Origin of the sequence: Chitinophaga sp. LS1 (assembly GCF_034274695.1) — a bacterium.
In the GTDB taxonomy this organism is placed as follows: Bacteria; Bacteroidota; Bacteroidia; order Chitinophagales; family Chitinophagaceae; genus Chitinophaga.
In genome coordinates, this window is the sequence record NZ_CP128362.1 from 3,674,722 (window position 1) to 3,687,212 (window position 12,491).

The 12,491-nt window shown below is 45.7% G+C and carries 9 protein-coding genes; all 9 read left to right on the forward strand.

All coding sequences use genetic code 11. The annotated features are described in order from the left end of the window. Positions 1-6 precede the first annotated feature (6 nt). Positions 7-1,035 carry a FecR family protein gene (locus tag QQL36_RS15205; protein ID WP_321570551.1) on the forward strand — a complete coding sequence of 343 codons (1,029 nt, stop codon included), beginning with the start codon at positions 7-9 and terminating at the stop codon, positions 1,033-1,035. A gap of 52 nt (positions 1,036-1,087) precedes the next feature. Continuing rightward, entirely contained in the window at positions 1,088-4,534 is a 3,447-nt protein-coding gene (locus tag QQL36_RS15210) for a SusC/RagA family TonB-linked outer membrane protein (protein WP_321570170.1), read from the forward strand. A 24-nt stretch (positions 4,535-4,558) separates the two neighbouring features. Next, on the forward strand, positions 4,559-6,079 hold the full coding sequence (locus tag QQL36_RS15215) for a SusD/RagB family nutrient-binding outer membrane lipoprotein (protein ID WP_321570171.1): 1,521 nt from the start codon (positions 4,559-4,561) through the stop codon (positions 6,077-6,079). Between the two features lie 20 nt (positions 6,080-6,099). Beyond that, positions 6,100-6,561, forward strand: coding sequence for a RidA family protein (locus QQL36_RS15220; protein WP_321570172.1), 462 nt, complete (start codon positions 6,100-6,102; stop codon positions 6,559-6,561). Positions 6,562-6,638: 77 nt separating this feature from the next. Next, positions 6,639-7,877 (forward strand): aminotransferase class V-fold PLP-dependent enzyme, encoded by a 1,239-nt coding sequence (locus tag QQL36_RS15225; RefSeq protein ID WP_083720430.1) that lies wholly within the window; start codon positions 6,639-6,641, stop codon positions 7,875-7,877. An 89-nt stretch (positions 7,878-7,966) separates the two neighbouring features. Next, on the forward strand, positions 7,967-9,202 hold the full coding sequence (locus QQL36_RS15230; protein WP_083720429.1) for an amidohydrolase/deacetylase family metallohydrolase: 1,236 nt from the start codon (positions 7,967-7,969) through the stop codon (positions 9,200-9,202). Between the two features lie 3 nt (positions 9,203-9,205). Beyond that, positions 9,206-10,120, forward strand: a complete 915-nt coding sequence (locus QQL36_RS15235; protein WP_083720428.1) for an RraA family protein — start codon at positions 9,206-9,208, stop codon at positions 10,118-10,120. 16 nt (positions 10,121-10,136) lie between these two features. Beyond that, positions 10,137-11,132, forward strand: coding sequence for a bile acid:sodium symporter family protein (locus tag QQL36_RS15240; protein ID WP_083720427.1), 996 nt, complete (start codon positions 10,137-10,139; stop codon positions 11,130-11,132). 272 nt (positions 11,133-11,404) lie between these two features. Further along, a complete protein-coding gene (locus tag QQL36_RS15245) occupies positions 11,405-12,442 on the forward strand; it encodes a sugar phosphate isomerase/epimerase family protein (RefSeq protein ID WP_321570173.1) in 1,038 nt (345 codons plus the stop codon). Positions 12,443-12,491: the final 49 nt, after the last annotated feature.

The window sequence follows — 12,491 nt, forward strand, 5'->3', positions numbered from 1 at the left end:
AGCGTGATGAACAATGATAAATATTTAGCGTATTCACTACAGGATTTTTTGGACGATGATGCTTTTATCAAATGGGTTTCAGGCAAAGAACAAGACCCTGTAACAGCACAATTCTGGAGCGAATTCCCTGTACAATATCCTGTAGCAGCAGCCAACTTTGAGTTTGCTGTAAATGTGATTCGTTCCTACCGGTCACAGGAGTTCTGGGACAATAAAGATAGCAAAGCCCGTGTACTCGAAAGGATCACTGCGACTATAGAACGTCAGGGTGCCCGCCCTGCCCGCCTGCGTTGGTTAAACAACTGGGTGCGTGCAGCAGCAGTAGCCCTGGTAGTGACTGCCGGGGGGTATATGATAGTGAACCATTACTTCCGGACGCATATGGAGCAGATAGCAACTGGTTATGGAGAAATGAGAACAGTGACATTGCCAGACCATAGTACCGTAACACTCAATGCATCTTCTGCTATATCATTCAATGAAGAATGGAGTGACACTAAACCAAGAGAAGTATGGATTGATGGGGAAGCCTATTTTGATGTAAAACATATCAACAGAACAGGCCCCGGCCAGCAATTTATAGTACATAGCAATGGCATTAGTATAGAAGTACTGGGTACATCGTTCAATGTCAGAAGCCGTCATGGTAAAACCAAAGTTGGATTGATCACAGGTAAGATCAAAGTAGATTATAATAAGGATCGCTCGCTCGTCATGTTGCCTGGAGACTATGTGGAATACGCAGACAATAAATTACTAGTAACAAGAAAGTTAGATAAGCCCGAGAAGATAAAGCGCTGGACCGAGATACAGCTTACGTTTACAGACGCCACTTTAGGTGAGATCATAGAAACACTGCAGGATAACTATGGCTATACCGTGAAAGTAGCTGATGCCTCACTCAGGAAGTTAAAGATTGAAGGAGATATTAACGTAACGAATGTTGAAGAACTCTTAACCGTAATTACCACTACGCTAAACGTAACAATCGATCAGCCATCCAAAAAGGAACTGGTCATCACATCAGGAAAGTAAAAGGGAGTACGCGGAGGAAGCGCGTATAAACAGTACACGTAAAAAAAAACTAATGAACATTTTAAACCAAAATCTCATTTTGGGGCTGCTTTCCTGTGCCCTGCTACCAGGTATTGCTGCACCTGTCAGCGCACAGACGCCCGCGATGTATGCTTCCATGAGGCAGACAGACAATATCCCATACCACAAGGCAGGAACAATGTCACTGAAGGATGCACTGATAAGGCTGAAAAAGCTGCAAAATATCCGTTTCGCATACAGAGAAGGACTGCTGGATGGTAAAATGGTGCCCGCTGATGTCGTAGACAAAGCAGAAACAATGGAGGCAGAAGCTGCCTTAAAACTGTTACTGTCTGATTTCGCGCTTGCCTATAGCCGTGTCAACAAAACACAGTATTCTATTTATACAAGGGACGTAAATACGACTATTCTCAACTACAACGCACTTTTTGCCGATAAACTGAAAGGGAAAATTACCGGCCCCGATGGCGCGCCGGTACCAGGTGCTACCATCTCTGTAAAAGGTAATTCCGCTCTCGTAACTGTTGCCAACGATAAAGGAGATTTCGAACTTAATTTAAAAGATGCTACACTTCCTGTAGTATTGGTAGTGTCATCCATTGGTTTTGATAAACAGGAGATCACTGTCAACAGCGCTGCTGACCTGGTAAGTGTAACACTCGCTGAATCCAACAAAGCACTCTCCGAAGTAGTAGTGACTGCATTGGGTATCAAAAAAGATAAAAAAGCACTGGCATATGCAGTGACCGAAGTAAAGGGTAGTGACTTCACACAGGCCCGCGAGGTGAACGTTGCCAATGCACTTACCGGTAAAATTGCAGGTGTGAACGCTACTAGCCTGGCCAGTGGCCCCGGCGGTTCCAGCCGTGTGATCATTCGTGGGAACACCTCATTGAATGGGGATAACCAACCACTCTATGTTGTAAACGGTATGCCAATCGATAACACTACACCAGGCGGAAGCCCTACTACCGGTGGTGGTGGTCAGAACGTAGACCGTGGTGATGGTATTGGTGGTATCAACCCTGATGATATCGAAACCATTAGCGTATTGAAGGGCGGTACTGCTGCTGCACTCTATGGCTCCCGCGCAGCAAATGGTGTGATTCTCATCACTACCAAAAAAGGACGTGCCCGAAAGGGGGTTGGGGTAGATTACAATTCTACCTTCACCGCAGAAACACCTGTTGTATTTACTGACTGGCAATATGAATATGGCCAGGGTGATGGTGGTGTAAAACCTTCTTCACAGTCACAGGCAGTAACCTGGGGCCGTCGCAGCTGGGGGGCTAAGATGGATGGTCAGAATTATATCGCATTCGATGGTAAAGAACATCCATACTCTCCACAAAAGAACAATATCCAGAATTTCTACCGTACAGGTTCTACCTATACAAACACCGTGGCTTTTAACGGTGGTAATGAAGCACTGAACTTCCGCTTCTCGCTCTCCAATACCAACAGCAAAAGCATCGTTCCCAATTCAAAGTTCGACAAGAAAATTGCGAACCTGAACCTGAACGCTGTCCTGGGTAAAAAGATCAGCATCGAAGCAATAGCGCAATATAATGTTGAGAATGCCACAAACCGCTCCAGTTCCGGGGATGCTACCGGCAACCCCAACTGGGGCGTGTATATGATCGCGAATACAGTGGACATCCGCTCCCTGGATCCCGGTTATGATGCAAATGGTCGTGAAATACAATGGAACGAAACTGCGTACGCTTCCAACCCTTATTTCGTAGTGAACCGCTTCAAAAACAATGATACCAAAAACCGTTTCATTGGTCAGGCAAGTGTGAAATACGACATCCTCAAGAACCTGTATGTAAAAGGAAATATCAGCCGCGATTTCTTTAACTATGACTATGTAGGTATCATTCCAACTGGTACAGTATATACTACAGGTGCTGCAGGTGAATACAGCGGCATAAGAAATGCAGTATCAGAAACCAACTCTATGCTGACGGCGAACTACAATACCAAACTCGCCGGTACAATCGGGCTGAACGTACTTGCAGGTGGAAATTCACGCAGATACAAATCAAATCAAACAGCCATTACTGGTACACAGTTCATTATTCCATTCTTCTACAGCTATACCAACCTGAGTACAGTCACAACTACGCCCACAAGAAACAATGTAGCGACTAACTCTATTTTCGGTGCGGTAGACCTGGATTATAAATCTGTCCTGTTCCTGAACTTCAGCGGCCGTGAAGACTGGTTTTCTACATTAAGTCCTCAGAATAATCACATCTTTTATCCTGCTGTAGGTAGCAGCTTCATTCTTTCTGATGCGGTACAGCTGCCTAAAGCTATCAGCTTTGCCAAAGTACGCGCCTCATGGGCGCAGGTGGGTGGTGCAACGCCTGATCCATACATCCTGAACCAGAGTTATAGTATGGTACAGGGTGGACATGAAGGCCAACCTGTACAAACAATCACACAGTCAAACGGTGCAAACCTGGTCACCAATTCGAACCTGAAACCACTCACGTCTACTACTTACGAAGTAGGTGTTGAAGCACAGCTCCTGAATAACCGTATAGGTTTTGATATCACTTACTACAACAAGCATACGACGAACGACATCGTAACTACGGCCATCTCTACCACTTCCGGCTATAATAATGCACTGCTGAATGTGGGTAAATTATCCAACAAGGGTATTGAAGTACTGTTAACCGGTACACCTGTAAAATCTAAAAACTTCACCTGGAATGTGAGCTACAATGTGGCTTACAACCAAAGCAAAGTAGAACAACTGGCAGCAGGTCTCACTACCTTGCAGATGGCTACCAGCGTGGGTAGCTGGGCATTTATACACAATTCCGTAGGTAGCCCCTATGGTGTGATCAAAGGGTATTCCGCAGCGAAAAATGAGAAAGGTGAAACTATTTACAATAGCGCTACCGGGTACGAGCAAAAGAGTGCGTTGAAAAATTTAGGTAATGGTGTACCACCGTTGACGATGGGTTTCAGCAATACCTTCAATTATAAACGCTTGTCACTGGATGTGCTGGTAGACGGTAAATTCGGTAACAAGGTATTCTCTGTAATGAATGTATACGCTACCCGTTTTGGTCTGCACAAAAAGACATTGAAAGGCCGTGAAAACGGATTGGAACTGAGTGGCGTTGATCAGAATGGCAATGCTTATACCAATACCATCCCGGTATCTAATCTGCGTCTTTACTACGACAATACCAAGAATTATACAGATCAGTTCATATACGACGGTAGCTTCGTAAAACTGCGCCAGGTAGTACTGAGCTACCAGATACCTGTGCAAAAGCTGAAGATCGTACAGAGCGCTTCCCTGTCTTTCGTAGCACGTAACCTGCTCATCCTGTACAAGAATACGGACAACTTTGATCCGGAATCCAGCTACACGAACAGTAATGCCCAGGGCTTTGAAGCGTTTGGTATACCACGCACCAGAAGTTTTGGTTTGAACCTGATGGCTAAATTCTAATTGTTCATGTTACACACTCGAATTATGAAAATGCGATTTAACTTTCTTATATATACAGCAATAGCAGCTACATTACTGATTCAGTCATGTGACAAAGGCTTTGAAGAAATGAATGTGAATCCGGATGCCTCTAGCAGCGCAGTACCGGAATATATGTTCAGCAAAGCTCTGCTGGACGCGCTGAACAACAGCTGGTTTGCCACAGATGCACTGGCATGCGGTGGATCTATGCAGCAATTTGCTACATACAAAGACGTACCGGGTATAGGAGACAAATATTATTTTCAACAAGGTACCTATCCCTACGATTACTTTACGACTGGATTTCCCGGAGCTGTAAATGAAATAGCGACCGTTATCAATGCACTGGACTCATCAGAAGTCAATGAATTGTCCATCTCTCGCATCTGGCGCGTATTCATTATGCACCGCATAACAGATCTCTATGGCGACATTCCTTATTCTGAAGCTGCACAGGGATATACGACTAACAACTTTACACCTAGTTACGATGCACAAAAGGACATCTATGCCGATATGCTGAATGAACTGGATGAAGCTGCTCAGGCGCTCGATGCCTCCAAAACAACTTTTGGTGCAGGTGATTATATCTATGAAGGAGATGTAACCAAGTGGAAAAAATTTGCTTACTCCCTGATGCTGCGCCTGGGTATGCGCATGTCAAAAATCGATGCAACATCTGCACAGACCTGGGTACAGAAGGCAATTGCAGGTGGTGTTATTACGGATGATGCAGACATTGCTACCATGAAATACACAGATGGTACATCGCTGAACAGGAATCCAAGAGCGGCTGCCCTGCTTTCCAACGACTACGCGGTGGCAGATGGTACGAGCAATACAGAAGGTGGTAAACTGGCCCAAACATTTATCAATTTGCTGAAAGATAATAATGATCCGCGCCTGAATGTAATCGCCATCGTATGGAAGGATGGAAAGGCAGATACCAGCACCGCATTGCAATTCGGTATGCCCAATGGCTTGCTGCTGAAACCAGATAGCTTCGTGTATTATTCAGAACCAAATCCGTCAACCATCTTACAATATACTGCACCTATCATTGTGATGAGTGCTGCAGAAGTAAATCTTTACCTGGCAGAAGCGGCTGTAAGAGGCTGGTATTCCGGTGATGCAGCGACTACTTTCTCTGCCGCCATTGGTGCTTCTATGCGCAACTGGGCAGAATTTGGCACTGCAGGGGTGATTGCTGAAAGTAAAATCACAGCTTACCAGGCAGCACATACTCTTACTGGTACCACAGCTCAACAGCTGGAAATGATCGGCAATGAATACTATGTATCCATGTTCCTCGATGAACAGGAGATTCATGCCAACTGGCGCCGTTTGGGATATCCTGCACTCACGCCAGTGAATATCTCCGGCAATATTACTGGTGGTACCATTCCCCGCCGTCTCCTGTATCCACCTTCAGAAGAAAGCGTGAACGCAGCAAGCCTGCAGGAAGCGATAGACAGACAAGGCGCAAACCTGATGACAACCCGCATATGGTGGGATAAAGAATAATCCTCTCAACTTTTGAAATCATGCAAAACCAAAGAAGATCCGTATTGAAAAAAATGTTTGCCGCCGCAGCTGGCATGACCGGCATCAGTGCCGTAGCAAAGGCTGCCGGGGCGACACTGCCTGCCAAAACAGAAAATGGAAATGTAGTTTATGACCAGGAAGTGCCTTTATTTTCCAGCTTCAAAGTGCATGGCAACACCGTATACGTTGCAGGTATCGGCGCCCACTTTGATGGAGACATCAAGGCACATACAGATCATGTGCTGAAAGAAATGGAAGCACAGTTGAAAAAGGCAGGTTCTTCGATGGACAAGGTATTGAAGGTAAGCGTATTCCTACATGACCTGAGCGATTACAAGGCCATGAATGAGGTGTATAGAGGCCGTTTTGGCGCTAACCCTCCGGTACGCACTACCGTAGCTGTATATGGAGGAGTGCCGGGAGACTCTCTTGTAGAAATGGACTGCATTGCATCTCTATAAAAATAGTTCCCCCTTCTCTACGGGATCGCTTATTGAAGCGATCCCACTTTCTTCCTCACGTTTTTATTTTACTACTCATGAACCGCAGAGACTTATTGAAAAACATGTCTGTGATCCCTGTATTCGGGGCTTTCGCAGGCAGTGCTAATATATTGCCATTAACTGACGCCGCAGCACCTGCTGTCGCAAAAGATTATTTCAAAGATTTAGGTATCCGCACTTTTATCAATGCGGCCGGCACGTATACCGCTATGACAGGATCGCTCATGCGTCCTGAAGTGATGAATGCCATTAACTATGCTTCGAAAGATTTCGTATTGCTCGATGAGCTACAGGATAAAGTAGGTGCCCGCATTGCAGAGCTGCTGAAATGTGAATATGCTACCGTCACTTCTGGTTGTGCATCTGCCATGACCCTGGGAGCTGCGGGTGTGCTCACTGGCATGGATGAAAAGAAAGTAGCACAGCTGCCACACCTGGAAGGCACTGGTATGAAGACAGAAGTGATCATCCAGCGCAAGCATGATATCGCTTATGCACATGCCTTGAAAAATACAGGGTTGAAGATCGTTTATGTAGATACCAAAGAAGAACTGATCAGCGCTATCACCGACAAGACTGCGCTGATGTATTTCCTGAATGCGAACAACTTTGATGGACCGGTACAGGTAGAAGAGTTCCTGAAAATAGCACAGGCACACAACATCCCTACCATGATAGATTGTGCGGCAGACGTGCCTCCTGTGGAAAACCTGTGGAAGTATACAAACATGGGGTATGACCTGGTTTGTTTCTCAGGTGGTAAAGGTATTCGTGGCCCACAAAGTGCCGGTTTGCTGCTGGGCAGAAAGAAATACATTCAGGCAGCGCGCCTCAGTGCTCCTCCAAGAGGGAATACCATTGGCCGTGGTCTGAAAGTAAACAAAGAAGAAATACTCGGTATGCTGATAGCGCTGGAAACTTATCTGGCTACCGATCATGACAAAGAATGGAAAATGTGGGAAGCACAGATTAAGTTGATTGGCGATGCAGCAACTTCTGTAGGTGGTGTAACTACTACCGTGAAAGTACCGGCTATCGCCAATCACGTGCCTACCCTGCATGTAAGCTGGGATGCCAAAAAGATTCCTGCTACCGCAGCAGAATTAAAAGAGAAACTAAGAAGCGGTTCTCCATCCATAGAAATAGCTGATGGGGAAACCCAGCATGCCGTAGCCATTACTACCTGGATGCTGGTACCCGGACAGGAAAAAATAGTAGCCGCAGCGCTGAAAAAAGCGCTCACAGAGAAAGCTTTGTCGGAAACGCATGGTTGATAAATTGGAGTGTGTTTAGTCACCCACAGGGAGCCTTGAGGCTCCCTGTTAATTTTTACCCCACAGGTCTTAACATTAAAGTAACAGAAATGAGGTTTTTAATATTTCTCATGCTGGCTGGGAGTGCTTTGCATGCACAACAATACAGCCTCCTCATAAAAAACGGGCACGTCATTGACCCGCGCAATCATATTGATGCAGTCATGGATATTGCACTCAGAGAAGATACCATTGCCAGGGTAGCACCACACATCGATGCTACGAAAGCCGCCACCGTCATTGATGCAAAAGGATTGTACGTGACGCCGGGCCTTATTGATATTCATACACATAATTTCATTGGCACCACGCCTAACAGGTATTTAAATAACAGTTACAGTGCCGTAGCACCAGATGGTTTTACATTCCGTTGTGGTGTAACGACAGTAGTAGATGCCGGTAGCTCCGGATGGCGCAGCTTTGAAACGTTTTTGGATCAGACCATCCGTCATTCGCAAACGAGGGTATTGGCCTTTCTTAATATTGTAGGTGGTGGTATGCGGGGTGGTCCTTATGAACAGGATACGAATGATATGGATGCAAAGATGACGGCACTGACCATTCGCCAGTATAAGAAATACTTAGTAGGGATCAAGGTGGCACACTTTGAAGGTGCGGAATGGACACCCGTGGATAGAGCGGTACAGGCAGGAGAGATGACGGGAACACCGGTAATGATTGACTTTGGGGGTAGTAATCCGCCTTTGCCACTCAATGAATTGTTTGAAAAGCACCTGCGCCCCGGCGATATCTTTACCCATGTATATGCCAATGTAAAAGGACGTATGCCTATCGTAGATGAAAATGGAAAAGTGCCTGATTACATCTGGGCAGCACGTAAAAAAGGTATCCTCTTCGATGTGGGACATGGTGGCACCAGCTTTTCCTACAAGATCGCGATGCCTGCTATGAAAGCAGGTTTCCTACCCAATACGATCAGCACGGATATTCACACAGGCAGTATGAATGCTGCCATGAAAGACCTGCTGAATGTGATGTCGAAAACCATGGCAATGGGTATGAGTTTTAATGCGCTGATCAAAGCAACGACGGATGATGCTGCAAAAGCCATTCGTCACGAAGAACTGGGTGCACTTTCAGAAAATACCGTGGCAGACATTGCTATTTTAAGATTAGAGAAAGGGCAGTTTGGCTATGCAGATCCTATGGGTGTAAAACTGGAAGGGAAAGAAAGGATCGCCTGCGAAGTCACCATTCGTGCGGGTAAGGTCGTGTATGACCTGAATGGCCTGGCGGATAGTATCTCAGTACAAACCGAAAATTAAAATATGAAACTGTTTTTTTTGATTCCACTCTGTCTGCTGATGAATCGTGTAGCAGCGCAGACAATATCCAAAGAGGAACTGATATTTTTAACGGCCGACTGGAAAGGAGAACGCTTTCCGGACGGCCGTCCCCGTATTCCTGATGCTGTGATTGCACAGGCAAAAGAAGTAGGGCTGGATGATGTATGGACAATATTGGAAGGAGAAGGATACCATTGCCAGTTTGAAGGTGGATTTAAAATGATCCATCCGGATAGCGTGATTGCAGGTAGAGCACTGACAGCCATGTTTATTCCAGCCAGACCGGATATAGAAGCACATCTGAAAGAACGCGGACAACAAAAAGGCTGGAAAGGCAATAGTAATTCATGGCCCATACAGCAATTGACGAAAGGTGATGTATATGTGGCTGATGGATTTGGTAAAATTGCGGATGGTACACTGATCGGTTCTACATTAGGGAATGCCATCTATGCCCGCTCCGGCAATGGTGTAGTCTTCAATGCATCGGCGCGTGATCTGGAAGGGCTGGAAGACATTCCGGGTTTTAATGCGCTGGTGAGAGACTGGGATCCATCCTTCTTGAAAAACGTAATGTTGTCTGGTATGAATGTACCCATTCGTATAGGAAAGGCAGTCGTACTGCCGGGTGACTTAGTATTAACCTCCAAAGAAGGCGTTATTTTCGTGCCCGCTCATCTCGCAGAAAAAGTAATTGGTATCGCTGCCTTTATACAGGTTAAAGATGCATTTAGTTTTGAGATGCTGAAGACTGGAAAATATACGCCCGGAGAACTGGACAACAACTGGACAGACGCTATCAGACTGGCTTTTCTGGAATGGCAGCATAAGCAGGCGGGTAAGGCACCTATGACCAGACAGGAGCTGGACAAAATGTTAGAAAAACGAACCTGGTAAAAATAAATATCCACTTATGAATCATCTCGGCCCTTATATTATTGGTTTTTGGGTACTTTTAGCAATATTATTTTCCAGAAAACCACAGACCCGCGGCTACGTGTATACGTTAATGATCTTTGCCGCTGTGACAACTTCGCTATACTATCCGCAATATTTTACCCGGATTGGGGATTACGACCTTGCAAAACTAATCACACCTTTATTACAGATCATCATGTTCGGCATGGGAACAGCCATGAGTCTCCGTGATTTTTACGGTGTGATCAAAATGCCTATGGGTGTGCTGACAGGTGTACTTTGTCATTTCACGATCATGCCTTTTATTGGCTGGGGGCTGGCGCATCTCTTTAAGTTTCCCCCGGAGATCGCTGCCGGCGTGGTATTGATAGGCACCGTGCCTTGTGGCATGGCGTCGAACGTTATCTCTTATCTGGCAAAAGCGAACCTCGCATTGTCAGTAACGCTCACGGCTATTTCCACGATGCTGGCACCTTTCGTTACACCATTGCTCATGCGCTGGCTGGCAGGCAGTTATATCGATATCAGTGTCACTCATATGATGTGGGACATTTTTAAAATGGTGATCCTGCCGGTGGCAGCGGGTCTGGTCTTCAATCATTTTTTGAGTGGCAGGGCGAAATGGCTGGACAATGTGATGCCTAAGATCTCCATGGCTGCCATTGGATTTATCATTGTGATCATTACTGCCCATGGGCGGGATAGCTTGCTGGATGTAGGTTTATTATTGATTCTCAGTTCCCTGATACACAATTTATCAGGTTATGGACTGGGATACTGGTTGTGTAAGCTGATCCGGATGAAGGAGCAGGATTGCCGTACCATAGCAATAGAAGTAGGAATGCAAAATGGAGGGCTGGCATCTGCGATAGCGAAAAGTATGGGTAAGATAGCGACGGTAGGGTTGGCGCCGGCCGTGTTCGGCCCGTTGATGAATGTAACGGGGTCTTTGCTGGCCAGCTGGTGGCATAGGCATCCCCCTGAAGAATAACGTGGAGGCCGTACTACCGTAAGTAGTACGGCGCTAGTTTTATCATATAAGCCACCTTTCGGTGTCACGTGGTGGAATCTATAATAAAGACAAACGGGAATGAGAGGCAAAAGATAATAACTTAAAGCGAAAAAAGTATGCCTTTCGGCGAAATTTTTACAAATAATCTTTGGTCATCTTTCTTTTGTCCTGTTAATTTGATAAATTGTTAGTGAATAAGCAGGTCTCAAAAACGGGGCCGGAATCCACTTTCATCAATCAAAACCACGTATATGAACTCTCACTCTCATCGTCGGGATTTCCTTCGTCAACTGGCATTGTACACAATGGGCGCCGGCATGGTTCCAACTATTCTGGCCGCCTGTAATAATGGGCAATCAACAAAAGAATCAGATACAAAGGATACCACAGCCGCCACCAAAGCGGAAGCGCTGGGTACAGCCAGGTCTTTGTTCTTCAAAATTTCCCTGGCAGAATGGTCCTTCCACAAGGCATTATTTGCGAACCAGATGAGCCACCTTGACTTCCCGGTGAAAGCCAAAAAAGATTTCGGCATTGAGGCAGTAGAATATGTAAACCAGTTCTTTAAGGACAAAGCAAAAGATAAAGGCTACCTGGCTGATCTGAAAAAACGCTGTAGTGACAATGGTGTAAGGAGTGTATTGATCATGTGTGATGGCGAAGGAGAAATGGGCGATCAGGATGCAAAGAAGAGGCACCAGGCGGTGGAGAATCATTATAAATGGGTGGAAGCCGCAGAATACCTGGGGTGTCACGCCATCCGCGTCAACGCTGCCGGCGAAGGTAAGCCGGAGGATGTAGCCAAAGCAGTGATAGAATCCCTCTCTAAATTATCAGAATTCGCAAGTACCCATAATATCAACGTAATTGTAGAAAACCATGGCGGCATCTCATCTAATGGTAAATGGCTGTCTGGTGTCATGAAAACAATCAACCGCCCTAACTGCGGCACCCTCCCTGATTTTGGCAACTTCTGCCTGAACAGAACAAAACCCGAAGCCAATACGCCTGAAGCATGGGCAAAAACAAAATGCCTGGAAGAATATGACCGCTACGAAGGGGTCACAGAGCTCATGCCCTTTGCGAAAGGCGCCAGTGCCAAAACCTATGATTTCGATGCAAATGGTAACTGTGTAGAAACAGACTATCATAAAATGCTGAAGATCGTGAAAGAGGCCGGTTATACAGGTCATATCGGTATAGAATACGAGGGCAACCAATTGTCCGAAGATGAAGGGGTGAGAAAAACATTAGCACTCCTTAAGAAAGTGGGAGAGGAACTTAGCTAAGTTCCTCCTCTCTTATGTTACCATTTATCAAACATCTTTTAACTTGATA